This window comes from Morganella sp. Je.2.23 (genome assembly GCF_051129855.1).
Taxonomy (GTDB): domain Bacteria; phylum Pseudomonadota; class Gammaproteobacteria; order Enterobacterales; family Enterobacteriaceae; genus Morganella; species Morganella sibonii.
In genome coordinates, this window is sequence record NZ_JBCPSQ010000001.1 from 367,925 (window position 1) to 393,370 (window position 25,446).

Below are 25,446 nucleotides of genomic sequence, written 5' to 3' on the forward strand. Positions count from 1 at the left end.
TATCGCATGGTTTTATTTATCTAATTTAAATCAAGATCAAACAATATTGAAATAATTAATTGTTAATTGCTGTTTTTCAGGATGTAAAATCTGTTATCTCTTAAATTTATAGTTTTAACACTTGTAACTAAATGTTTCAATTTGTATGCGGGGTGTTTTTGTAACTATATGATATGTAGTGATTAATTATGTCTTTATTGATTTTAAATAATTATTAGTTATTGGATTAATACAATTCAATAGGCAAAATCTATCATTAATGAACGTTAAAGGCGTAAATAACTATTGGATTAAAATGTTTGAATCTCAGTATTATTAGTCTCAGGTAAATAAACAAATGCATCATCGCATTTACTAACATGAGTATTTACAGAATTTATATTATCTAAAGCACAAGGTATTTTTATGCAATCATTAGACACTGTGCGATTTTTTGTCGAATATGACGCCAACCGGTATTTGGGGGCTTTGTTACGACTGAGAAGGAAAGAATTAGGCATAAGCGGACAGGAATTATCCGCAACACTCAATATCAGTCAACAGCAAATATCACGTTATGAGAACGGATTAACAAACTTTAACATCGTTATCCTTTTTCGATTTTTTTCTTCACTAAAAATGAGTCCGGAAGAAGTTGTCAGGATATTTAATGAACTGGGATTGTTTTACTCTGATTTGAATATGAGTAAATACCACCGATTAAAAACAAAGGAGGAAGGCCGGTAATATAACAATATGGAGCAAATAATTCTTTTGCAGGCTAAGTCACCTGCCTGTCGTCAATAATAATATTTTAATAGTAAATAAAATTAACAATGAGGAATAAAGCGTATGTTGAATAAACAACGTTTAGTTATGTCTGTGGTTGCTCTCACCGTATTATCAGCAAGTCAGTTAAGCATGGCGGCGACAACGGTTACCGGCGGCACTGTTCACTTTACCGGACGAATTGTGAACGCGGCATGTGCTGTCAGCGCTGACTCTACTGATCAGACGGTCAATATGGGGCAGTACCGCACTGCATTTTTTGATGCCAAGGGGAAAAAATCCGGTAATGTGCCGTTTTCTATTAAATTAGAAGACTGTGATACCAGCGTATCAACCAAGGCATCTGTTTCATTTTCCGGATTATCTTCCGCAGATGATCCGACGGCATTGCAGACCAGTAATATCGGCGGAGGTTCAGCCGGTGCCGCCAAAGGTGTTGGTATTCAGATCGCAGACCATCTGGGACAGGTGCTGAAACCGGACGGTTCTGTTTTCTCAACGGCGCAAAATTTAGTTGATGGTGTCAATGTCCTGAATTTCTCCGCAAACTATATTTCAACGCAGGCCTCAGTAACACCGGGCGGCGCGGATGCGGATGCGACCTTCACAATGCAGTACCAATAAAACCGCCTTTTATTGCCGAACCCGTTAGCGCGTTATCAGTGGCCCGGGTGACCGGGTCACTGTTTGCCGATTGGAGTGAGATAAATGCATAAATTAATCAGCACGGTATTTTTATTGTGCGGTTTTTCTGCCGGCGCTTATGCCGGAAATAATACCCATACCATTATTGACGGGGGAATGGTGCATTTAAGAGGCGGGTTAGTGGAAGCCGGATGTACCCTTTCAACAAACAGCGAAAATGATGTTATTGATATGGGTGAATTCAGAACCAATCAGTTTAAGGGAACCGGCAGTTATTCAGGCAATATTCCGTTTAAACTGATAATAACCAATTGCAGCACTGCGGTAAGCAGCAAAGTGGGACTTTCTGTTTTTGGTTATATTAACGAACAAGATCCGCAAATAATTAAACTTGAAGATAGTGATGAAACGGCCAAAGGTGTGGGGATAGCTATTCTGGATAGTGACGGAGATATTATCATTCCAGACAATATGCCATCAAAATGGATCAACTTTCACGAAGGTGAAAATGTATTACATTTTAATGCCAGATACAGATCAACCGATATGCAGGTAACCGGCGGGAAAGCCAATGCATCAGTATGGTTTCATTTAACATATAAATAATAATTAAATACTCTCTGCGGGGATTTAAATAATGTACAGGCCAGCATTTAATATGAGAAAAATATTGTTTTCTTTTATCATCGCATTACTTTTTCCGGCGGTGGCATCGGCAGGCGGAATTGCACTGGGTGCAACCCGGATTATTTATCCGATGGAGGCAAAACAGGTGTCTCTGGCTGTCACGAATACCGATGATAAAAACCGGTTTTTGATTCAGTCCTGGATAGATGATGCCTCTGATCAAAAAACAAAGGAATTTACGGTTACACCTCCTTTATTTGTCAGTAAACCAAAAAGTGAAAATACGATAAAAATTATTAATACAGGCGCAAATTTACCCAAAGACAGAGAGAGTTTATTCTGGCTGAACAGTAAAGCGATCCCGTCCGTTGATCGCGAACAGATAGCAGATAAAAACGTACTTCAGATAGCCGTTCTGGCCAGGATAAAAATGTTTGTCCGCCCTGAAGGTCTGCCGGTAAAGGTGGGTGATGCATATAAAATGCTTAAGTTTAATAAGGTCAGCGGGGGTATAAATGTCACTAACCCGTCACCCTATTATCTGACGGTGGTAAATATGAAAGCGGCTGATCAAAAAATAGAGAGTTTTATGATCGCACCATTCGCTGAAAAAATAATTAACACAGAAAAACCGGTTGCCGGCGGGATATCGTATCAGACCATTAATGACTATGGTGCTAATACACCGGTAATCAGCGTTAATTCATATTAACCATTATTATCTTATTTTATACGGAGCGCATTTTATGCAGAAGTTAACTCTGCTGAAAGGATTGCCATGCTTTAAATTTAACAAGATAATGTTAATGCTTTCATGTGCAATGATAACAGGCAATATAGCCATTATTAAAAACAGCTATGCCGGTGAGTTTTTTAACCCTGCATTCTTGTCTGATAATGGTAATGAGGTTGCTGATCTGAGCCGTTTTGATAAAGGTCTGGGACAGGCTGCGGGTGACTACCGGGTTGAGGTTTTTCTCAACGGTGAGTATGTGGCAACGCAGGATATCTTATTTGTCGGTACTGAAAAAGACGGAAAAATAAAACCGGGCAGTGATGATACCGGCTTAATACCCTGTTTAACCACTGACTGGTTTAAAAAATACAATATTGATATCAGTAATGCCATATTACTGAATGACAGTTGTGTGGATTTTCAATCAACATATGATAAATCACAGGCCCGTTTTGATTTTGAAGATCAGAAACTGTATATAGAAATCCCGCAGGCGTCGTTTATCAATAATATCCGCGGATATATTCCGCCGTCAGAATGGCAGAACGGTATTAATGCTCTGTTACTGAACTATGGTTTTACCGGCAGCCACAGTAAAGATACAAAAAATGATGAGAGATATAATAACTATTTTTTAAATCTGGACAGCGGCGTTAACCTTGGCTCCTGGCAACTGAGAAACGCCAGTACCTGGAACTACACATCTGACCGGCGCACAGATAACAGTCAGTGGAATAACATCCGTACTTATGTGCAGAAAGCAATCATTCCGCTGAAAAGTCAGCTGACAATCGGTGACAGCTTTACGGAAAATGATATTTTCGACAGTGTGGGTTTCAGAGGGGTAAAACTGGCGTCTGACGATAATATGCTGCCGGACAGCATGCGGGGTTTTGCACCGACAGTCAGAGGCGTTGCCAACAGTAATGCACAGGTCACGATCCGTCAGAATGGCTATGTTATATACCAGTCATATGTTTCACCCGGTGCGTTCGAAATAAAAGATCTGTATGCAACGTCCAGCAGCGGTAATTTAGATGTCACAGTTAAAGAAAATAACGGCACAATCACGCAGTTTACCGTGCCGTATTCTGCTGTACCGATGTTACAGCGTGAAGGCCGGACAAAATATGAAGTAACAGCCGGGGAATTCCGTTCCGGTTCATCAATGCAAAACAGTCCGGATTTCTGGCAGGGAACGATCAGCCACGGTTTATCCGAAGGTGTGACCGTTTATGGCGGAACACAGTTATCTGATAATTACCGGGCTTTCTCTGCGGGGGCCGGGAAAAACCTGGGGGAATGGGGGGCAATTTCAGCAGATATTACCCAGGCAAACAGCCGGTTACCGAATGGTGAGCATAAACAGGGACAGTCCGTCCGCTTTTTATATGCCAAATCGCTGAACGAACTGGGAACAAACTTTCAGCTGATGGGATACCGTTATTCTACCAAAGGTTATTATACATTAAGTGAAACCAGCTACAGGCAGATGAGCGGGTATAATATCAGAACCCAGGATGGCGCTGAATATAAAGATGCTGAGATTATTGATTATCATAATCTCTATTATACCAAACAGGGGCAGTATCAGGTTAATATCAGTCAGCAGTTTGACGGTTACGGATCAGTTTATATTACCGGCAGCCACCAGACATACTGGGGAACAAATGAAACTGATCAGTCACTTCAGTTTGGTTATAACGGTAACTGGGAAGATATAACCTATGGTGTGAACTGGTCACAAAATAAATCTGCCGGGTTATCGGATAAAGATAAACGGATAGCATTTAATGTTTCAGTGCCATTAAGCCGCTGGTTTGGCAGCGGGGATGCCGCAGATATTACCGGATCCCGGAATAATATCTATTCCACCTATACGCTGACAAGAGATGATAACAACAAAGTCTCTCAGCAGCTGGGTATTTCAGGCACATTACTTGAGGACAATAATCTTAATTATAATATTCAGCAGGGATATGCGAATAAAGGTGAGAGCGCATCCGGCAGTGCGTCTGTGAATTATCAGGGCGGCTATGGTGAGGCGGGAGCCGGTTATAACTACGGAAAGAACTGGCAGCAGGTGACTTATACCGTTCGTGGTGGTGTTCTGGCACATCAGAATGGTATTACCTTAAGTCAGCCGCTCGGACAGACCAATATATTAGTTGAAGCGCCGGGTGTTAAGGATACGTCTGTTGAAAATGAAACCGGTGTTTTCACCGACTGGCGCGGCTATGCCGTTATTCCGAATGCCACCGCTTACCGGAATAACCGTGTTGCGCTGGATATCACCACATTGCCGGATAATGCAGAACTGGATAATGCTGTTGATTATGTGGTTCCGGTTCAGGGCGCTATTGTGAAAGCGAATTTCAAATCCCGTATTGGTCTGAAAGCCATGGTGACGCTGTTGCAGAAAAACGGAAAAGCTGTGCCGTTCGGGGCGATTGTTACTGATGAGCATACCGGTAAAGCCAATATTGTCGGTGACGATGGTGTCGCATTTATGTCAGGTCTGCCGGAAACAGGAAAACTGAATATTGTCTGGGGAAATAGTGCAGATTCACAATGCACGGCTGAATATCATTTAACGGCCGGAAGTAATACCCCGATCAGCAATATCAGTGCCCGCTGTTTATAACATTAATCTGGTAAAGTGAGTTTTAATTATGCGTAAAATAATGTTATCAGGTTTACTTCTGTTTTGTGCAAACAGCTATGCGGTAACCTGTACTTCAGGATGTAATGATGTCTATCTTAAAATAGAACAAAATCTGGCATCAAATGAAAATAATACCGGTGCACAGATTAACAGTAACACAATAACATCGCCTGATGTTCACATGAAGGCAACACATAATGGTTATCTTATGCAATGGGCGAAATTTAATGGTGATACAATTCCGTCACCGCAGTCTCATGCAACTAACTGGCAATTCAAACGGGTTGATGATTATATTTCTGTGGCACTGGGGCGGGATTCTCCCTGTATCGGAAGCACCGGGAAAATCTATGTGCCTTTTAATGAACGGGTTTACGGTAACGGAAACTGTACGCCGGTAGATTATAATAATGGCGGGAACATTACTATATTTGCCCGTGATTGGCAGAGCCGAATCCGCATTGACAGGAAAATTGTCAGTGGTACCTATTCAAAAAATATTCTGATTGGTCAGTTCGGTTTTTGCCAGCCGGATAACTGTGCTTCACCCCAGGTAGTGCAGAATATTTATTTATCTCTGAATATTACCGTTCCGCAGACATGCTCAATTAATGCCGGACAAACCGTAATGGTGGATTTTGGTAATGTGTCAACCGGTGCATTTAAAGCGGCGGGTGCAAGGGCTCAGGGCGTGAATCCGAAGGAAAGCACGTTATCGGTGACCTGCGATAATATTGCTGCCGGAACAAACCTGAATATGCGTTTGCAGGCGAATAACGTCGCCGGAAATATTGTGATTTCCAACAACAGTGATGTCGGGTTTATTGTTACTGACAGCAGTGATAAAGAACTGACACCAAATAATCTGTCGAGTTTTATTCCCTTTTATCTTGACGGAAATACACGGGCGAATGCACGCATCCGGGTGTATCCGGCCAGTGTTACAGGTGTCAGGCCTGATGAAGGCCCGGTAACATCGCAGGCTTATTTGCGGATTGATTTCCCGTAATTCTCCGGAGGATACTGATGATGAAAAGTACAAATTATAAATTTTCCGGAGCCGGGCGCAGAAAAGGAATTCTGGCTGTTTTACTGGCGGCCATATTCAGTCCTGCTGCTGTTTCGGATATCGGCAGTATTAACTTAATTATGAAAGCCAATCTGGTTTCCAATGCCTGTACCATTACGCCGGGCACAATGAATCAGACAGTTGACCTGGGAACGTGGGCAGTAAAGCAATTTCAGGAAACGCCGCGGGGCGTGCCGCCAAAGCGGTTTACGATAAACCTGATTGATTGCGGGCCTTTGGCAGCAGGGGTAAAAGTGACGTTTTCAGGTACGGCGGATTCTGTAAATAATACGCTGTTTAAACTTGATGCCGGCAGTACAGCCACAAATCTCGGGATTTCTATTCTTGACAGAAATAAGAATACTGTAAAACCCAATACAGAAACCATCGTGTATCCGCTTTATCCGGATGCAACAAATATTCCGCTGGAATTTTATGCACAATATGTTGCCACCGGTAACCCGGTCGGTGCGGGCACTGCAAATTCTCAGGCAACCTTTACGCTGGAATATCTCTGATATTTAATTTTCAGGAACACTATAAATGATAAAGAGTAAATTACTGACAGGCGGTCTGCTGGTTCTGGCTTCCGCACACGCATTTTCCGCATCACAACCGGGTTTTTATATTTCAGCCAAAGCCGGGGCCGGGCTATTAAAAACAACGGATAATTCATTACAGGGTTCCGGCATGACGGCGGGGGCTCTGTCCTATAATATTGAAAAAGAAAATCTGAAAAATATAACGGAGACAGTTTTTTCTCCGGGGATCGCGGTCGGGTATCAGTTCACCGGTGATACTTATCAGCCTGTCCGTGTTGAACTCGCATTTCAGCATTACGGGAAGCAGGATGATAATATGTCTTTTTCACCTTCCGTTTCCGGATACTGGCATAATCAGAAAAATAATACCTTTCCGCTGCCGTCAAAGTCTTCGCTGTATATGAAAACGAAAGCGGATACGCTGATGGTGAATGTGTATTATGACATTCCGGTCAATAATGAGATCAGTGCTTATCTGATGGCCGGTGCCGGTGCGGCATTTATCCGCAATGAGGTTTCCTGGGATACTAATGTGGCAGGGCAGGCACTCAGTGCCGGGGCATCAAAAAGTGTGACTAATCTGGCCTGGTCTGCGGGGGCGGGAATTTCGTGGAATATTAATGACAATATTTCACTGGATACCGGTTATTCCTATACGGATGCCGGCTCGGCGGAAAACAGAATTACGGCACATAACGGTCTTAATACCGCAACAGGGTATACCAATACAGATGTGAAATTACATTTGCTGTACGCCGGTATCCGGTATCATTTTTAATCCGTTGTCCGTCTCTGCGGTTGTTTTGCAGAGACGGAACCCCGGGGAATATATTCTGATTAGTCGTAGGTAATCATAAAAGTGGCGTCCGCATCGGCAATGCCGGGTGTCGGGCGGTCAGCGGTGGCGATATAATTGGCATAAAATTGTGCCTGACCGTTACCGTTAATATCCATGGCGATTTTCGGGCTTTTGATCTCCATGGGAATCCGCTTTTTCTGACTGTCTAGAATTTCGACCGCCACAGATCCCGCCGCACTCGCACCTTCATTTATGGCCAGCAATGAGCTGTCCGTTTTATCTTTCTTACCGCTGAAAACAAAAGTGACAGCAGAAGAGGGCGGGCAGTTCTGCAACTGAAAACTGAACGGCATTGATTGTGTTTTATCTCCGGCGGCACGGAAATTCTTCAGTGCCCAGCGTCCCAGCTCCACTTTTTTATTTGCCTGAGAGACTTCAACCCCGCAGCTGTAAGCCACAATTTCACCGGACAGCTCAATATTCACCCGGCCAAGTTCATAGGCGGCGGCGGAATGGATCAGCAGCCAGCCGGACAGCAGGGGAAACAGAGCCTGTGATATTCTTTTTTTCATTGCCGTGCCTGTTATTCGTAGTCTACGCGTAAATATCCGCGGGATTGGAAAACACCTTCTTTCGGTTTATTTCCTGTCACACTGACAGGCCAGGCGGTAATTGCAGTACGCGCCGACCCGGCGCCATCAAGCTGGAACGGAATAACACTGCCGATATTATTCGGCGTTAATGCGTTGCCGTCTTTATCACCAACCATAAAACCGACATCCGGGTTATCAGAGACAATCATATTGCCGCTGACTTTTTCGGCTTCGATACGCAGTGTCAGATAAGCCTTGGCTTCTACGTTGGTACACTGTATTGCGATATTTTCGAGCTTTTTATTCACCGTGGCAGGTTTATTTCCGGCACCGGCCTGGCTGAATAACTGTGAGCCGATTTTACCGAAGTTAATGACCACAATATCATTAACGCCGACTTTGCATTGCTGCGGCACATTAATCACGCCGCTGTAGCTGATGGTATAAACCGGTGTACTTAACGGGTCGTTATTCGCCGTGGTGACATATACGGTAAACAGTGTTTTTTTCGGGATCACCACCTGGTCAACAAAACGCCGGGTAACTTTCAGACGGAACGTAAAATTACTGTCCATGATGCCGAACGGCTTGCCCTTGGTAACGTTAGGGTGTGTTCCCATCAGAACATAGTCCTGAGGCGGATAAAAAGTACCGGCGGAGCTGTCAATAATACTCATCGCTCCGCGCAGGTAATCATTCAGCTGGAGGTATTTATAAGCTCCTTCCGTTTCCACCACCGGCATATTGGCGACATAGCTTCGCATTGTCCGGTTATTACCGGAGTGGACAGGGCAGATCCCTTCAACCCGTTCACTGAAGTTTTTGGTTAATACTTTTACCTGACCCACCTGGTTATTGGCGGATGTAAAGCTGTCCGTCAGATCATAATACACTTCACTGACCCCGCCGGAGGCATTACTGCACACCACTGCCAGCGCCGGAAGAGGTAAAAATGCCATTAATAACGGGATTGCATATCTCTTTTTCATCATTAACTCTCTATTTACATTCAAGCGCGGTCCGCAGTAACGGTCCTTTGATTTCCTGACGGGTAAAATCGTAGTCGGTTGTACACTGGTCACCCGGCTGATTTCCCCACTGCACCAGTAATTTTCCGGTCAGCGGCAGGCCGGTTAAATATACACGCCCGTCATCATCAGCGATGCTGCTGATCTGCGAGCCGGTTTCCTGCACCATACTGCCGAAGCGGATCGGTTTACCGTTGTGTGTCAGGGTGAGCAGCGCCCGGATACCGATACTGGTATCAAACGTGGCACGGGCGACCGCACCGCTGATCGGCACTACGTTCTGTACGTTATTTTTTATTTCCGTATTGTCATTAAATGAGTCCGGATTCAGTGCGATACGGTTGTTCCGGTAGGCGGAGGCATAAGGAATAATGGCGTAACCGCGCCAGTCCGTTTTCACACCGGTATAGTTTTCCACCGCCACACCAGCGGCACCCGGTGCTTTGACCAGCACGGTGGTGTCATTGATTGACTGGCCGAATGTAAATCCGTTTTCATGCAGCAGCACCGCCCCGGAAGCCCGGTAGTTCAGCTGATTCTGATCCGGATCGTAGTTATAACTGATCCCGAAATCACCGTAAGTCCCCTGATAATCCAGCCCCGCAGAGCCGTTATAGCCCTGCTGGCTGACATGACCCTGTGATACGGAATAGCTCAGGTTTCTGTCTTCCAGCAATGTGCCGTTCACACCAACGCGGTAAGCATCCCGGCCGCCGGAGTTACTGGTGGCGGAGAACGTGGCATACGCGTTATTAAAGGCATCATTACTGCGCGCGTTACGCGACGAGAATGATGAGAACGGCACGGACACATTCACCGACAGCATGTTATCGCGCTCTTTGAGTTCCAGAGCCTTGGTGGTACTCAGGGAAACGGAATAGTTTATCCCGTTCCGGCTGTTGGAATATCCGGCCTGATACCATTCATCCTTACCGCTGCGGTTCCAGTAAGATTGCTGGTTACCGGATAAATAGAGCGAACCGTACTGATCAAATGACTGCGAAATATTGACCTGGAAACGGCCTTTTTTGTTATAGAGCAGATTGTGGTAATTAATAATGATCGGTTTGCTGCTATCACCATCTTCACCGTCCGGGGCATATTCATACCCGGACATCTGCTTGTAGGCGACATCATTTAAGGTATAGAAGCCTTTGGTTGAGTAACGGTAACCTAATAACTGGAACGTGGTTCCGGTGGTGTTCAGGGATTTCGCATACAGGAAACGGAATGACTGCCCGCTGTGGTTTGAACCGTCCGCCAGTTCACTGTTTGCATGGGTGATATCGAAGGAGAACGCACCAAAACGGCCGATATTCTGACCGACACCCACCAGTACAGATTTATATTTGTCCGCCAGCTGAGTCCCGGTATAAACAGAGATATCCCGTGTCAGACCGGCGAGCAGCGTCGCCTGGACAAACTTCGGTTTATCCTGGTTACTGTTACCGCTGCGGAATTCACCGGCCATCACATCATATTTCACGCGGCCCTCACGCTGGAGTACCGGCAGTGTGGAGTAGGGCACAACATACTGCTGCTGAGTGCCGTCTTTCTCCTCGATGGTAACCTGTAAGTCACCACTGGAAGTGGCCGGGTTTAAGTCATTAATGACAAACGGGCCCGGCGGGACATATACCTGATAAATGACATAACCGTTCTGGCGGATAACCACTTTGGCATCTGTTTTCGCCATACCGCGTACGGTCGGGGCATAGCCCTGCTGGCTGTCCGGATACATATTATCGACAGAAAACAGCCGCACACCACGGAACCCGGCAGAGTCAAACACGCTGCCGTCCGAGTTGCCGTCACCGATAACCAGCTGACTTTTCAGGGCAATGATCGGCCGCTGAACATAGTTCATCAGGCTGCGCCACTGGCTGTTGCTGGAATTTTTACTTTTGTTGTAATTCCAGGAGCTGGACTGACGGAACTGCCATGCACCGAGGTTAAACCCTGAGTTCATGCTCACGTAGTAGCTGCTGGTATTATCCGAGTTATTATTCCCTGACGCGAAATAGTTCATAAACAGCGCCGGGATACCGGATTCCCATCTGTCCGGCGGAATATAACCGCGGGCCTGCCCGGAAAGGCTGGCCTGAGGGAAGCTGAGCATCAGCCGCTGTTTCTGAAAATCAAAGTGATATTCGGAACCGGGAATTTTTTCGGTAAACGGGAAGCACTGTTTATCCTGCGCGGTTAATTCTTCAGGCCGGGCGATATTCACTCCGAAACCCATAATGGTCTCCGCACTTAAGCAGGGGAATAAATAAGGCTCACCCTCTTTATTTTTCAGTTCGGTAAAGGTGATTTCAGAAGAGGAGACAAAATCATTATTAACGGACAGTTCAACCAGGTAATTACCGGGTGGCTGATAACCACCCGATTCAAAGCGGGATAAATCAGAGACATCCGCATCAGACAGGTCGTCGGTTAAAAACGCGGCGTTAAAGGAAGGTTTCGCACCGGCGGTTCCCGCAGGCAAAAAACACGTCACGGCCGCAAGCACAGCAAAATAAACCGGCGTATGTGTGAAAACCTTTTTGATGTTACTCATTTCACCCTGTTCCCTGCATGACAACAATAAAATAATGAATGCCTTAATTCAGATTCACTTCGCGCTGTTTGCGCAGTCCGCCGTAATCATTAATTGTCTGATAGGTCAGTTTACGGCCGCTTTTACCGGCAATCTGATGGGTACTGAATGGTGCAACCATGACATTATCAAGCGGACGCCCGTCTAAAATGAGATTGACGAAAGTGGTGTAATACGGTGTCGGGTTATCAATCGTAATCGCGCCGTTTTTCTGCGTGATGATAATTTTTTCGGCCGCATCTTCTGTCTGGATCGGTAAATTCACCGGTCTGACAAATAATTTAATCCGCGAAAGGATCGCCAGCTGGAGAACGTTTTTTCCTTCCAGCGAGTTTTTATCCACAGACGGAATGGCTTTTACGTTCAGCCAGAAAATGGATTCTCTGTCTTTCGGTAAATCCTGAGCCAGGTTAACAATCCGCAGAATATTTTCGCTGGCAGGCTCCATTACAAATAACGGTGGTGTGATAACAAAATCTTTCTCTTTGCCATTTTCATTATCAACCCATGAGTTGATAAGAAAACGTTCTTTCGGGCTGTGGTTAATCACAGACAGTGAGGTTTGTTTGGCATCCTGAGGATAAATAATCCGGGTGGCACCCAGAGCAATTCCTGAGTTTTGATTTGATGCTGAATAAGCAAACCCTGACATCAGTGTGAAAAACAATATCAATGCACTATTTTTAAAATAATCAGAAATCACAAAAGTACCTCTTAATATTCTCTGTCAGAAATAACGCATAGAGTATGGTATTTCATTTTCCGGGGTGGCTTATAATACAGGTAGTGATATATAAAACTTTCTCTGCTCCCTGTTACAGGCACAATCCATCGTCAGAATTAAGAGAAAATAATTCTGTACAGAGAAAGTTTTTATTTATTTAATTAATTACGTTCAGTAATTGATTATTCGTATTTAACAACGAAAGTGGCATCAGCATTTGCCTGACCCGGAGTGGTTGCACCTTTGGCAACATAACGGGCAGAGAAATCTAATACGTTAGTACCTTCATTCAGTGTTTTAGCTGCTGAGAATTTGCTGCCGTTTGGTGATAAAATCGCAGAGGTGCTGTCAGAAATCTGAATACCGACGTTCTGTGCAGCCGGTGCGTTTGTACCTGAACTTACTGCTAATAAGGTTGCATCACCATCCATGCTCTGGCCGGCGAAGGCAACAGCTGCAGTTGCAGATACAGCCGGGTCACAGTCAACCAGTTTGATTTTGAACGGAACCGGAGTAGTCATGTCGCCTGAAGCGGCTAATTTAGCCGTACGGTACTGACCTAATTCCACAGTCTGATTGCTGCTTTCGGTGCTGACTGCACATGCTGCGTTAACCAGTTCCCCGGTAAAATGAACATTACCGCCGTTTACAATAACCGGATCTGCAGCAGAAGCAGCAGCGGAGAATAATAAAGCGGATACAACAGATGCACCAATGATATTTAATTTCATAATACTGAATTCCTAAAAAATAAACGCCATCTTCAAATTTTACTATCTTAAAAGAATAGTAAACCACTACATCTGAAGAATGTAACCTTCAGACACAATTTAAGTGTTGTGTGTATCAGAAATGAAAAAAAGAAAAAATGAAAAAATAATAAAAATTAATATATGTAATCCCGGTTTTTATCCAGATCACCGAATAGCTTTACAAAAGGAACTTCCAGAACCAGTGAAATAGTAAACAGCATATCAAGCGGAATGTTGCATTCCCCGCGCTCATAGCGCGAAACCTGTTGCTGACTTAATTTTAATTTATCACCTAATTCTGAACCGGATAATCCCTGTTCTTTTCTGCGTGCTCTGATTTGTTCTCCAACAATTTTATTTATATTCATCATGAGTCGTACTCAAAAATTACCGGGTTTCTTATGGGAATAATATGCAAGGTATTCTGAATAACTAATCAGATAATACAGACACAGATTCTGTCGTTATAAAATATGGCAGAAAGGTGTGGTTGCATTTCGCGATTAAGTATTAGCGCTTACAGATTTTAAGTAAAGTTAGTTATAACGATCAAAGGTCGGTTATTGAAAGGCAAAGACTATCAATAACGATTTTTTGATCGTTGTAATCTTTTTAAAATATTAACAATTTTTATAATATTTAAAAACATATATCTTTATTTTTGAGGTTGTTTTTAATTCATTGATAATTAAGGATATTAAATTCATTTGTTACTTTTACTTGTTTAATAAGTATAAGTTACCACGTTGTATTCTGCAATACTATCTATTTATCATTAAATTACATGTAACATGTTGATACTTAATGATTAAAAAATCAATTCAATATTTAATCAAAAATGTCTCATTGTAAAAAAATAACGCAAACGATGATTATTTAAAACTAATAAACCAATATATTGTAAATATATAGATTTAAATTCTATTTTAATGGTTGGTATTTTAACAAAAATGAAGTGTTTACATAAAAAATGAGTTGTAATGGTTAAAACTATAGGTTTGCGTGCGTTTGTAAACATAAAATAAACACAATAAAAACATGTATTTCATAATGTAAAATTAAAAAAATCATTATACTTCATTGTGTTATAATGATTTAAATGCGAAGAGACTGAAATATTACAAATTATTGCCACAATATGCCTGTTCACAAGTTTAAAGTGTAAATGCAAAATAACACATATTGTGAGTAAATTTAGGCTGAATAATAATTTATCCGATAAAAAAGACAGAATATATTGCCATACATAAAAATATGATGTTAATCATGGCGTTGTCTGATGTGATGTAATGGAGATAGAGGTTATTATCGGCTGTTATCCGGAAGACTTTAGTTTTTTCGGTGGCTGCGTTATAAAAACAGGCTCTGATGAGAGCCATCATTTTCATTCTGACAGGGGAAAAATGCATGATACCGGACTATACAGAAAGCAATTTTGCCGGTATTGAACACGGCAGCGGTGTTGCGGTGATCCGTTTTCATGCACCGTGGTGTGAACCGTGCCGCCGGAGTGAGAATCAGTTTGATGAGGCTGCAACACATTTTCCCGCTGCAGTCCGGGCCGGAAAAATCAATGTAATGCAGGCTCCGGTACTGGCAGCCAAATACGCGGTATGGGGATTACCGGTTGTTCTGATCTTTAAGGATGGTCAGGAATTTGCCCGTATTTCCGGGCCGCAGCCGGCTTCCGTATTCGGGGAAGCCGTACATAACGCATTGTTATAACATGACCGGGATGTAGTAATTAATCTCTTCCACATACTGCATGCCATTGGCAATAAAATCGTCATGGCGGTCTGCGGACAGCAGTTTATAGTGCTCAATATCCGGGCCGCGTCTGCGGAGCAGGTTCATTTCGGCCAGTGTGCCGGAATAGGCGGCATGAATGATGTTGTGGTAATCACCGGGCAGCTCTTTCAGTGTGGCCGGGTCAATGGTGATTCGCAGATAAGACCCGCCCGGTAAGGTCACCGGGATCAGTGAAGCCCTGCGGAGCCCTTCAGGTGATAATACTGACGGAATAACTGCGGTCGTATAGGCATAACTGATATCGTCTGCGGTGGATTCATACGGGGCATGTACAGCATATAAATCTGCCGGGATAATATCCACTTCCTTAAAAAACAGCGTCCAGAATTCCCGCCGGAACTGCCGGTTTTCTGTCTGCCAGTCTGACAGGTTTTTCCGGTGATAATGGTGTGAGCCTGCTAATTGTATTTCCGGTAATTCGGTCAGTTCAGCCTGAAAAGCAATCCGGTTCTCAGCCTGTAACGGGAAACAAAACCCGTTGCTGTCCCAGCCCGTTTTTTTGCGGTAGGCGGATGGCGTGGTATTAAACTGTGATTTAAAGGCGCGGCAGAATGTTTGTTGTGAGTCAAAACGGTATTTCACGGAAATATCAAGAATACTGCTGCTGGTGATCCGCAATGCTTTCGCCGCACAGGATAAGCGGCGGGCACGGATATATTTGCCGATAACCACCCCGGTATGCTCTTTAAATAAACGCTGTAAATGCCATTTGGAATAACCCGCCCGTGCAGCAATGATATCCAGCGATAAATCAGATTCCAGATTTTGCTCAATCCACAAAACCAGACTCTGGATAATGCTTCCGCGAAGCCCGTCTATGTTCATTCTTCTTATTACCGGTCAGGAGTGATATCGCTCAGTTATCGGGCGATACAAAAGTTAACTTCATAATATTAAATGAATTTACCTTTTATATCCGCAAGGAGTGTAAATATCTGTATGTTTCGTGCGGTGGTTTGTATTTTTTTATCAGTAATTGTCTTTTTTTATGTGATTTTGAGACATACAAACAGAAAAATATCTTGAAACGGCAAAAATCGCGTAGCTATTAATCTGAAAAACAACAAAATTTTAAAAAATAACAAAAAATTATAACTTTTGGTTTTTTTGCCGATAACTGTATTCGTATGGCTTCGTCATACCATTTGTCGCCCCTTAAAGGAAACTGTATGCAGTTACTTCGAAACTTATCCATCCGGTTCGTCATGCTGTCGATACTCGGTATTTTGTGTCTGACACTCGGATGTGTCAGTTTTTACAGTGACTGGTCACTGTCGAGAGTATCTGACGGCAATACGACCGATCGTCAGTTAGTCCGGCAGCTGACAGTACTGAATCAGGGAAATGACCAGTATTTTCGTTTTATCTCCCGGCTGAACCGTGAGATGCAGAAAAAAGCGGAAGGTGAAGTACCGGATTTCAAACCGTCTGCGGAAGCGATGGAGAACATGGGGCTGCATCTGGCAGAGATGAAACGTATTTCCCCGGGACCGATGGATGTGCAGATGTCAGAAAGGGTGATCGCCCGCTGGCAGACGCTCTATGATGAGGGAGTCAAAATTCAGATGCAGCTGGCAGAGCAGGGGGATCAGGCGGGTTACCGTAAACAGTCCCACGATGTCACGCCGCAGCTGAGCAAAGAGTTCGGTACTGTCAGTCTGGCGTTCACGCAGGTGGCGGAAGCGCAGATTGAACAGACCCGCATGCTGGTGGACGGCCTGATGACGACCACACGGATCGTGATTATCAGCGGCGCACTGTTTGGTCTGCTGATCCTGATTTTTGCGGATCGTTATCTGGTCACCATGATGCAGCGTCCGCTGAACAATGTTCGTCAGCATTTCCGCCGTATTGCCGGAGGTGATCTGAGTCAGCCGGTGGAAAATGATGCTGCCGGACGTAACTGTGTCGGTAAATTATTCCCGTTACTCAGTGAAATGCAGGGCAGCCTGCGGGATGCGGTCAGTTCCATCCGCGAAGGCAGTGATACCCTGCGCGCAAGTGCCTCGGAGATTGCACGCGGTAATACGGATCTCTCTTCCCGTACTGAGCAGCAGGCTGCCGCGCTGGAAGAAACCGCCGCCAGTATGGAAGAGATCACCGCGACGGTGAAACTGAATGCGGATCATGCGCATCATGCCAGCGAACTGGCGGAAGTGACTTCCTCAACCGCACATCAGGGGCATGAGATGATCGCCTCTGTTATCCGCACAATGGACGAAATTTCTGATAGTTCACGGAAAATCGCGGAGATCACCAATGTGATCAACAGCATTGCATTCCAGACCAATATTCTGGCGCTGAATGCGTCGATTGAAGCGGCACGGGCCGGAGTTCACGGACGCGGCTTTATGGTGGTGGCCGGTGAGGTACGGACACTGGCCAGCAACAGTGCGGATGCGGCCAAAGAGATTGAACGGCTGATAGCCAATGCGGTCTCCCGCGTCGATCAGGGCATTAAACAGGTGGCCGGCGGCGGGGAAACGATGGAGGAGATTGTCCGCGCTTCCGGTGAAGTGACCGCTATCATGAAAGAAATTGCCATCGCGTCAGAAGAGCAGACCAAAGGTATCTTACAGGTCGGTACGGCGATTACTCAGATGGATACGGTTACCCAGCAGAATGCCTCGCTGGTCAGCAGTGTTTCTGAAACCGCCGCCGGACTGGAGTTGCAGACACAGGGACTGCAACGCTCAGTACAAAAATTCCGGCTGAGTGCCGCAGACTGATATCACTCAGATGACTGCCGTGGTGAGTAAATCACGGTAGTAATCTATTTTTTTCTCCAGGTGCTGAAAATGATCGTTCAGCACCGCTATTTGCTGCTGTAATACCCCGCTGTGCGCCAGCAGTAAATCCATACGTGCCTGCGCCGTTTCCTCTCCCTGAGCCCGTAAATCCGCATAATGTTTAATCGATTTCAGCGGCATCCCGGTTTCTTTCAGTCGTGTGATAAAGGTGACCCACTCTGCATCGCGGTCGGAGTAACTGCGGTGATTATTTGCCCGGCGCTGCGGGATCAGAATACCTTCTTTTTCATAAAACCGCAGGGTATGGATACTGAAACCGGTTAAGGCAGAAAACGCACTGATGGAATAATGCATACAAGAAACCTCTTGACCTCGAGTGAACTCTATCTTTTACGCTCCGCAGACTAATGTCAAAGGAGGTTTGTATGAACAGTCAGAATTATGTGGTGATCACCGGGGCCAGTTCCGGAATAGGACGGGCTATTGCGGCTGCTTTTGTGCGCCGGGGTAACAATGTGGTGCTGGTGGCCAGGCGTGAAACGGTATTACTGGCGCTGAAAGCGGAGCTGATGCAACTGAACCCGGATATCACCGCAGAAATCCGTGTGTGTGATTTGTCAGTGCCCGGCAATGCGGCGGCACTGTATCACTCGTTGTCCGCACTGAATATTATTGCATGGATTAATAATGCCGGTTTTGGCTATTACGGTCCGGTGGCAGATCAGCCGGTGGCGGAAGCGGAGAAAATGCTGGCTCTGAATGTGAATGCCCTGATGGTGTTATCCGCCCTGTATGTGCAGGAGTATCAGCATACGGAAGGCGCGCAGCTGATCAACATCAGTTCGGCGGGCGGATATACGATTGTTCCCTCGGCGGTGACTTACTGCGCGACGAAGTTTTTTGTCAGTGCCTATACGGAAGGACTGGCGCGTGAGCTTATCCGCAGCGGGGCAAAATTGCGGGCAAAAGTGCTGGCACCGGCGGCCACACAAACCGAATTTGGTCAGGTGGCGAATAATACGGATTCTTATGATTATGATCGTGCTTTTGCGCGTTATCACACCAGTGAGGAAATGGCGGAATTCGCGCTTGCGCTGTATGACGCTGACAGTATCACCGGCATGATTGATCGCGATGACTTCCGCTTTCAGCTGGCCGATACCCGGTTTCCGCATGCGGAAAACAGCCGGTCAAATCAGAACATTACGCCATAGGAGCAGCGGTGTGCCGGGATGATTGCTGTCCCCCGGTTTTGCTGATAGTGTGAGGTAACTCTTATTTTTCAGGCTGGATACCTTTTTATGCTGCAATTACTTCCGGTTACCTCACCGGCTGACCCGGTTCTTGATGATATTCGTCCGCTGTATGAATCCGCTTTCCCGCTGCATGAACAACGCACGCGGGCAGGGCGGGATAAACTGTTTTCACAGCCCGGATATCATCTGTATCAGATAAGGGATAATGACCGCTTTGCCGGATTTACCGGGTGCTGGCAGATTGGCACGCTGTTTTATATTGAGCACATTGCCATTGCGCCGGAAATGCGCGGCAGTGGCGTCGGGCAGCGTGCGCTGTCACTTTTTTGTCAGGAAAAACAGCGGGTTGTTCTGGAAATCGACCCGCTGACAGATGAGGTGGCCCGCCGCCGTCTGCGTTTTTATCAGCACTGCGGTTTTGCCGTTAATGATTACGTTCACCATCATCCGGCTTACCGCCCGGAATTCCCGCCGCACGAACTGGTGATCCTGAGTTATCCGCAGGTTATTAATCCGGAAGAATATCAGCAGTTTAACGACTTTCTTATCCGCCGGATTATGCCGGAAAATCTGTTGTAGCGCCTGACTCCCTGCATGTTATGATGACCGCTTTTCCGGCGGTCTGTCCGCCGGTCTCCGTACTGTACTCTGCTGACAGCAATTGTCTGCGGGGACTGACTTTGCAGGGTTGTCATGAACAAGAAAAAATGTGCTGTCAGCGCGCCGCTCTGCGGTATGACTGATCTCCCGTTCGAAACAGTTCTTCTCAGTGAATGTGATTTCGCTGCGGTGTCTGTGTGTCTGGTGACACCGGAGGATGCCGGCAACGGACAGCTGGCACGGATCCGGCAGCAGGGGTTCGGTCAGCCGGTTTTTATGGTGACCCGCGACGGTGAAACTGCGGCGCTGCCTGACGGTATCAGCGGGGTTATCGATCTCAGCCGTGATGACAGCCGCACAGTCTGTGACACACTTCTGCGCGCAGTGCAGGCCTATGAAGAGAGCCTGCTGCCGCCGTTTTTCGGGCGCTTAAAACAGTATACTGAACAGCAGAACATCTCCTTCGCCTGTCCCGGGCACCAGGGCGGTGAGTTTTTCCGCCGTCATCCGGCCGGACAGCAGTTTACGGATTATTTCGGTGATGCTCTGTTCCGGGCTGACCTTTGTAATGCGGACACCGCACTGGGGGATCTCCTGATCCACGAGGGAGCCGCACTGGCCGCACAGCAGCACGCGGCAAACGTTTTTCATGCCGACAAAACCTGGTTTGTTCTCAACGGCACATCCTCATCCAACAAAGTGGTACTGAATGCACTGCTGACACCGGGAGATCTGGTGTTATTCGATCGCAATAATCACAAATCCAACCACCACGGCGCACTGATCCAGGCCGGTGCCACGCCGGTTTATCTGGAAGCGGCACGTAACCCGTCCGGGTTTATCGGTGGTATTGATGCACACTGTTTTGATGAGGGCTATCTGCGGGCACTGGCGGCAGAAGCCGCACCGGAGAAAGCAGGGGATAAACGCCCGTTCCGGCTGGCGGTGATCCAGCTGGGAACGTATGACGGTACGGTGTATAACGCCCGCCAGGTGGTGGACAGTATCGGTCCGCTGTGTGATTACATTTTGTTTGATTCCGCCTGGGTCGGCTACGAGCAGTTTATTCCGGTGATGCAGATGTGCTCGCCGATGCTGCTTGAACTGAATGAAAACGATCCCGGCATTCTGGTGACGCAGTCAGTTCACAAACAGATGGCCGGTTTCTCTCAGGCCTCTCAGGTCCACAAAAAAGATAAACATATCAAAGGGCAGGATCGCTATGTTTCCTTCCGGCAGATGAATAATGCTTTTATGATGCATGCGTCCACCAGCCCGTTTTACCCGCTGTTTGCCGCTCTGGATGTGAATGCAAAAATGCATGAGGGTGAATCCGGGAGGCGTCTGTGGGCGGAATGTGTCAAAACCGGGATTGATGCCCGTAAACTGCTGCTGAAAACCTGTCAGCATATCCGGCCCTTTATCCCTGATACCGTGGACGGCCGTCCGTGGACAGAAGCGGAAACGGAGGTGATCGCCTCAGATCGGCGCTTTTTCAACTTTGTGCCGGGAGAGCGCTGGCACGGTTTTGAGGGCTATGCGGACGATCAGTATTTTGTCGATCCCTGCAAATTATTGCTGACCACACCGGGGGTGGATGTCAGCAGCGGGGAATATGAAGATTTCGGCGTTCCGGCGACGATCCTGGCGTATTACCTGCGCGAAAACCGGATTGTCGCGGAAAAATGTGACCTGAACTCTATCTTGTTTTTGCTGACACCGGCAGAAACCCCGGAAAAAATGCAGCGGCTGATCCGGCAGATTGCCCGGTTTGAGCAACTGCTGGACAGCGACGCAGCACTGGAAACCGTTTTACCGTCACTGTGCCGTACGTATCCGGCACGTTATGCGGGATATACACTGCGGCAGCTGTGTCAGGAAATGCATGACCTGTTTGTGAAACACAACGTCAAACAGCGCCAGAAAGAGATGTTCCGCCGCCGCTGTTTCCCAGAGGTGCGGATGTCACCGAAAGCGGCACATACCGAATTTGTCCGCGGCAATACGGAACGGGTCGCGGTGTCGGAGATTGCCGGACGTATCGCGGCGGAAGGGGCACTGCCGTATCCGCCGGGCGTATTGTGTGTGGTACCGGGTGAAGTCTGGGAAGCCCCGGTTCAGCGCTATTTTCTCGCGCTGGAAGAGACCGCTGATCGCTTTCCGGGCTTCGCGCCGGAATTGCAGGGGGCGTATATTGAACAGGATGACAGCGGGCACCAGCGTGTGTATGCCTGCGTTATCCGCCATCAGCAGGGAGAAGGACAATGACAGCAGAACAGTTTCATCAGCGTATATGGGAAATTCTGGAAGATCTCAACAGCGACTATTTTCAGGTGGTTGCCGCCCCGGCACCGGAACCGCAGGCTATCGCAGCAGCAGAGGCACTGACCGGTGTGCCGGTACCGGAGTATTACTCTGCATTCTGCCAGCGTACCAACGGTCTGTGCGTGATGGCACGGGAAGAGTTCTGGCCGGAAGCGGAACTCTATTCTGTGGGGCCTGCATGGACGTTCTGGCGCGGTGTGGTGTTGCTCGGATTTGATACCCCCGATCTGCCGGAGTGGGCATCCGTCACGGCGGCCTGTGAGCGGCTGGCGGATTACGAAGTCACCGGTGTGCTGCCGCTGATGAAAGTGGCCGGTGACGGCAATATTATCTGGGGTCTGGATAAATCAGGCACCCTGGTTGAGGTGGCGGAAGGTGAAATTACCCGGCTGCCTGCGGACTTTACCGCATGCTATGAGGAACAAATCCGTGGTCTGGCAGAACGTCAGGCGGAGATGATGGAGCGGATCGCGGAGCAGGGCCGGAAAATACCGCAGTAATGGCTGTTTAATCTGCGGCTGCCGGAGGTTATTTTTCCGGCAGCAGTGGCTGACAATAAAAGATCACCCGTTCGGTTTCAGTAAACCCGGGCGTCCGGTGTAACAACTGCGGCGCGGTGTTATCCGGTGAGGTATCTCACTATTTATTCTCCGCAGTGTGAGCAAATGCATGACAAAACCAGTCACTGACGGCGCTGATCATCGCCTGATCAGCGCTGTGGCGGTTATGCAGCAGATAAAACCCTTTCCCCGAATGCAGTGTCAGTGCCGGGAACAGCGGAATAAGCGTCTGCTGTGTCAGTTCGTGTTCCAGCAGAAAATCATTGGCAATCAGAATACCCTGCTGATGTACCGCCGCATCAATCGCCAGTAAAAACTGATCAAAATGCAACCCGGCGGCGGGCAGTGTGCTGCCGGGCGCTATCCCCGCATACTGTTCCAGCCAGGCATCCCAGTATGGATAGAGCGTGGTATGCAGCAGCACGGCGTTTTTCAGATCCGCTGGGTGGTGAAGTGACTGCTGCTCAGCATAAGCGGGGTGACAGAACAGACGGCAGGGAGCATCGGATAACAGTACCCGGGACGGTTGCGCACGGGACAAATCCGTATAGCGGACGGCCAGATCCACATTATCTTTTTCCAGCGAGATCAGTGCCGCCGTGGCATTCAGGTGGAGATCCAGCCCCGGAAAGGTGCGGACAAAGTCACTCATCCTGGGGGAAAACCATTTGGACGCCAGCCCGGGCGGCATGGAAAGGGTCAGCGTATGATGTGCCGCATAGCGGATCGCCTCACCGGCAGCCCGGATTTGTGCCAGCGCAGGCTGAATTAAGCGATAGTATTTCTGTCCTGTCTCTGTCACCATCAGTTTGCGGATCTCCCGCAAAAACAGCATCACCCCCAATTCCTCCTCCAGCTTTTTTATCTGCTGACTGACCGCTCCCGGCGTGACATGCAGAGACTCTGCGGCTTTGATAAAGCTCCCCAGCCGGACACTGGCTTCAAAGGCCAGAAGGGCTTTCATCGGCGGATAACGATCCATGAAATAGTTTTTCTCTTTCATAAGGTAATTTAAATCGGTTGTAGCACAGCCCCGGATTCAGAACAATAGCCCCATCAGAAAAAATGGGTATCAATAGTATGAACAGTAAAACGGCAGCAGCGTTTGCGTTCCTCGGGATTATCTGGGGCACCAACTTTATTTTTATGCGCCAGGCGAGTGAGTGGATCTCACCGGTGCAGATTGTCTTTTTGCGGGTGTTATGCGGTTTTGTACCGATCGCGGTGATGGCGTGGATGCAGAAAGCCGTGCGCCGCGAACACCTGAAATATACCGGGCATTTTCTGGTCATGGCGCTGCTGGCAACGGTGATTTATTACTGGGCATTTGCCTCCGGCACTTCACTGCTGCTCTCCGGCGTGTCCGGTGTGCTCAGCGGCGCGATTCCGCTGTTCTCGTTTATTGTTGCGGCAATTTTTCTGCGGCAGGAAAAAATTACGCTGGTGCGTCTGTGCGGACTGATGCTCGGTTTTGCCGGTGTGATTCTGATCGCCAAACCCTGGCAGGTCAGCGGAGAGAGTATCAGCCTCGCCGGGGTGGGTTATATGATCATGGGGTCACTGAGTGTGGGGATTTCATTTGTGTATGCCAAAAAATTCCTGGCCGGCAAACAGATAGCCCCGCTGGCACTGACGACTTATCAGATTGGTCTTGCGCTGCTGATCCTGGCCTGTATCACGCCGTTTACCGGGATTACCGCGATTGCGCAGGACAGCACTGCCAGTCTCGGACTGATCATCGGGCTGGGATTGCTCGGCACCGGGGTGGCCTATCTGACATATTACTACCTGATCCTGAACCTGGGGGCAGTGGTGGCATCCTCTGTAACCTATATTCCGCCGGTAGTGGCTCTGATTGTCGGATTCCTCGCGGCCAATGAGCAGCTTGGCGTGACAGAGATTCTGTCGATGGTGCTGATTATGAGCGGAGTATTCTTATTACAGCGACCTTCGCGCCGCCCGGAAGCGGAGAAGGAAGCTGACGCTGTGCAGTAATATTCCGGGATACCAAACCTATCTTTTTATTGTCTGTTCGATTTGAGTTGCATTTCCTGCCCCGCCGTCACTGTCGCGGGGCTTTTTTTCACCCGCAAACTGCATCACCAGGACACCTGCCACCACCAGACCGATACCGGCGAGTTTTGCTATCTGAACCGGCTGCTTTGGCATTCCGAACAGACCGAAGTGTTCAATCAGTGCGGAAATGACCAGCTGACCGGCAATCACCATAACGAAAAAAGTAATACTGCCGATTTTCGGTACCAGGATCAGGGCAGACGTCAGGTACAGCATCCCGGCAATACCGCCGAGCCAAATCCAGAACGGCTGATGAAGCAAATCAGCACTCAGTACCGGCTTAGGAACTTTAAAAATAAATAATAACGGTGCTAAAACAATAATACTGATTAATAATGATACAAGACTGGCCCATAACGGATGACCCAGATGGCGTGCTAATACCGCATTACTGACCGCCTGTACCGGTACAATAGCACCGGCAAAAAAAGCACAAACAATCAATGCAATAGCAGATAATGATAAGGTTGACATAGTGACCTCCCCGGTTAACGTTTTATTAACATCAATCATAGGTGATTTC

Annotated in this window: 25 protein-coding genes; 15 read left to right on the forward strand and 10 right to left on the reverse strand. The window is 47.2% G+C overall.

Annotated elements, in window-relative coordinates:
• Positions 1–405 precede the first annotated feature (405 nt).
• The 8 genes from AAZR23_RS01700 to AAZR23_RS01735 all read left to right on the forward strand — a co-directional run bounded on the left by AAZR23_RS01700 (position 406) and on the right by AAZR23_RS01735 (position 7,830).
• Entirely contained in the window at positions 406–726 is a 321-nt protein-coding gene (locus AAZR23_RS01700) for a helix-turn-helix domain-containing protein (RefSeq protein ID WP_052926138.1), read from the forward strand.
• 105 nt (positions 727–831) lie between these two features.
• Positions 832–1,392: a type 1 fimbrial major subunit FimA gene (fimA, locus tag AAZR23_RS01705; RefSeq protein WP_434690113.1), complete on the forward strand. Its 561-nt coding sequence runs from the start codon at positions 832–834 to the stop codon at positions 1,390–1,392.
• Between the two features lie 84 nt (positions 1,393–1,476).
• Positions 1,477–2,019: a fimbrial protein gene (locus AAZR23_RS01710; RefSeq protein WP_434690115.1), complete on the forward strand. Its 543-nt coding sequence runs from the start codon at positions 1,477–1,479 to the stop codon at positions 2,017–2,019.
• 52 nt (positions 2,020–2,071) lie between these two features.
• Entirely contained in the window at positions 2,072–2,752 is a 681-nt protein-coding gene (locus tag AAZR23_RS01715) for a fimbria/pilus periplasmic chaperone (protein ID WP_434690117.1), read from the forward strand.
• A gap of 34 nt (positions 2,753–2,786) precedes the next feature.
• A complete protein-coding gene (locus AAZR23_RS01720) occupies positions 2,787–5,420 on the forward strand; it encodes a fimbrial biogenesis usher protein (protein ID WP_434690120.1) in 2,634 nt (877 codons plus the stop codon).
• A 202-nt stretch (positions 5,421–5,622) separates the two neighbouring features.
• A complete protein-coding gene (locus AAZR23_RS01725; RefSeq protein WP_243846734.1) occupies positions 5,623–6,450 on the forward strand; it encodes a fimbrial protein in 828 nt (275 codons plus the stop codon).
• A 17-nt stretch (positions 6,451–6,467) separates the two neighbouring features.
• On the forward strand, positions 6,468–7,028 hold the full coding sequence (locus AAZR23_RS01730; RefSeq protein ID WP_434690124.1) for a fimbrial protein: 561 nt from the start codon (positions 6,468–6,470) through the stop codon (positions 7,026–7,028).
• A 25-nt stretch (positions 7,029–7,053) separates the two neighbouring features.
• Positions 7,054–7,830: an outer membrane protein gene (locus AAZR23_RS01735; RefSeq protein WP_218427837.1), complete on the forward strand. Its 777-nt coding sequence runs from the start codon at positions 7,054–7,056 to the stop codon at positions 7,828–7,830.
• Positions 7,831–7,889: 59 nt separating this feature from the next.
• On the opposite strand, the gene sfmF is transcribed toward AAZR23_RS01735, so the two are convergent.
• From sfmF to AAZR23_RS01765, 6 genes are all read right to left on the reverse strand, one after another.
• Positions 7,890–8,423 carry a fimbria assembly protein gene (gene sfmF, locus AAZR23_RS01740; protein ID WP_434690128.1) on the reverse strand — a complete coding sequence of 178 codons (534 nt, stop codon included), beginning with the start codon at positions 8,421–8,423 and terminating at the stop codon, positions 7,890–7,892.
• A gap of 11 nt (positions 8,424–8,434) precedes the next feature.
• Positions 8,435–9,436, reverse strand: a complete 1,002-nt coding sequence (locus tag AAZR23_RS01745; protein WP_166707365.1) for a fimbrial protein — start codon at positions 9,434–9,436, stop codon at positions 8,435–8,437.
• A 7-nt stretch (positions 9,437–9,443) separates the two neighbouring features.
• Positions 9,444–12,032, reverse strand: coding sequence for an outer membrane usher protein FimD (fimD, locus tag AAZR23_RS01750; RefSeq protein ID WP_434690131.1), 2,589 nt, complete (start codon positions 12,030–12,032; stop codon positions 9,444–9,446).
• A 43-nt stretch (positions 12,033–12,075) separates the two neighbouring features.
• The gene (locus AAZR23_RS01755) at positions 12,076–12,723 is read right to left on the reverse strand and encodes a fimbria/pilus periplasmic chaperone (RefSeq protein WP_317418783.1); all 648 of its coding nucleotides are present in this window, start codon (positions 12,721–12,723) and stop codon (positions 12,076–12,078) included.
• Between the two features lie 254 nt (positions 12,724–12,977).
• Positions 12,978–13,526 carry a type 1 fimbrial major subunit FimA gene (gene fimA / locus AAZR23_RS01760; protein ID WP_218427839.1) on the reverse strand — a complete coding sequence of 183 codons (549 nt, stop codon included), beginning with the start codon at positions 13,524–13,526 and terminating at the stop codon, positions 12,978–12,980.
• Positions 13,527–13,681: 155 nt separating this feature from the next.
• Complete coding sequence (locus AAZR23_RS01765; RefSeq protein WP_166707368.1) at positions 13,682–13,918, reverse strand: helix-turn-helix domain-containing protein; 237 nt, start codon at positions 13,916–13,918, stop codon at positions 13,682–13,684.
• Positions 13,919–14,954: 1,036 nt separating this feature from the next.
• On the opposite strand from AAZR23_RS01765, the gene AAZR23_RS01770 reads away from it, so the two are divergent.
• Positions 14,955–15,272 (forward strand): thioredoxin family protein, encoded by a 318-nt coding sequence (locus AAZR23_RS01770; RefSeq protein ID WP_218427841.1) that lies wholly within the window; start codon positions 14,955–14,957, stop codon positions 15,270–15,272.
• Here the strand turns inward: AAZR23_RS01770 and AAZR23_RS01775 are convergent.
• Positions 15,267–16,181 (reverse strand): effector binding domain-containing protein, encoded by a 915-nt coding sequence (locus AAZR23_RS01775; RefSeq protein WP_434690136.1) that lies wholly within the window; start codon positions 16,179–16,181, stop codon positions 15,267–15,269. The genes AAZR23_RS01770 and AAZR23_RS01775 overlap by 6 nt on opposite strands.
• A gap of 344 nt (positions 16,182–16,525) precedes the next feature.
• Between AAZR23_RS01775 and AAZR23_RS01780 the strand changes: the two genes are divergently transcribed.
• Positions 16,526–18,085 carry a methyl-accepting chemotaxis protein gene (locus AAZR23_RS01780; protein ID WP_434690139.1) on the forward strand — a complete coding sequence of 520 codons (1,560 nt, stop codon included), beginning with the start codon at positions 16,526–16,528 and terminating at the stop codon, positions 18,083–18,085.
• Positions 18,086–18,091: 6 nt separating this feature from the next.
• On the opposite strand, the gene AAZR23_RS01785 is transcribed toward AAZR23_RS01780, so the two are convergent.
• The gene (locus AAZR23_RS01785) at positions 18,092–18,460 is read right to left on the reverse strand and encodes a MerR family transcriptional regulator (protein WP_166707372.1); all 369 of its coding nucleotides are present in this window, start codon (positions 18,458–18,460) and stop codon (positions 18,092–18,094) included.
• A gap of 71 nt (positions 18,461–18,531) precedes the next feature.
• On the opposite strand from AAZR23_RS01785, the gene AAZR23_RS01790 reads away from it, so the two are divergent.
• The 4 genes from AAZR23_RS01790 to AAZR23_RS01805 all read left to right on the forward strand — a co-directional run bounded on the left by AAZR23_RS01790 (position 18,532) and on the right by AAZR23_RS01805 (position 22,787).
• On the forward strand, positions 18,532–19,320 hold the full coding sequence (locus tag AAZR23_RS01790) for an SDR family NAD(P)-dependent oxidoreductase (RefSeq protein WP_166707373.1): 789 nt from the start codon (positions 18,532–18,534) through the stop codon (positions 19,318–19,320).
• 87 nt (positions 19,321–19,407) lie between these two features.
• Complete coding sequence (locus tag AAZR23_RS01795; protein ID WP_046892613.1) at positions 19,408–19,941, forward strand: GNAT family N-acetyltransferase; 534 nt, start codon at positions 19,408–19,410, stop codon at positions 19,939–19,941.
• A gap of 114 nt (positions 19,942–20,055) precedes the next feature.
• Positions 20,056–22,230: an ornithine decarboxylase gene (gene speC, locus AAZR23_RS01800; protein ID WP_434690144.1), complete on the forward strand. Its 2,175-nt coding sequence runs from the start codon at positions 20,056–20,058 to the stop codon at positions 22,228–22,230.
• Positions 22,227–22,787: an SMI1/KNR4 family protein gene (locus AAZR23_RS01805; protein WP_434690146.1), complete on the forward strand. Its 561-nt coding sequence runs from the start codon at positions 22,227–22,229 to the stop codon at positions 22,785–22,787. The genes speC and AAZR23_RS01805 overlap by 4 nt, the downstream gene beginning before the upstream one ends.
• A 139-nt stretch (positions 22,788–22,926) precedes the next feature.
• Here AAZR23_RS01805 and AAZR23_RS01810 read toward each other — a convergent pair whose 3' ends face one another.
• Positions 22,927–23,829: a LysR substrate-binding domain-containing protein gene (locus tag AAZR23_RS01810; RefSeq protein ID WP_434690149.1), complete on the reverse strand. Its 903-nt coding sequence runs from the start codon at positions 23,827–23,829 to the stop codon at positions 22,927–22,929.
• 98 nt (positions 23,830–23,927) lie between these two features.
• Between AAZR23_RS01810 and AAZR23_RS01815 the strand changes: the two genes are divergently transcribed.
• Positions 23,928–24,842: a DMT family transporter gene (locus AAZR23_RS01815; protein WP_166707378.1), complete on the forward strand. Its 915-nt coding sequence runs from the start codon at positions 23,928–23,930 to the stop codon at positions 24,840–24,842.
• An 18-nt stretch (positions 24,843–24,860) separates the two neighbouring features.
• On the opposite strand, the gene AAZR23_RS01820 is transcribed toward AAZR23_RS01815, so the two are convergent.
• On the reverse strand, positions 24,861–25,397 hold the full coding sequence (locus tag AAZR23_RS01820) for a DMT family transporter (RefSeq protein WP_046892709.1): 537 nt from the start codon (positions 25,395–25,397) through the stop codon (positions 24,861–24,863).
• Positions 25,398–25,446 lie beyond the last annotated feature (49 nt).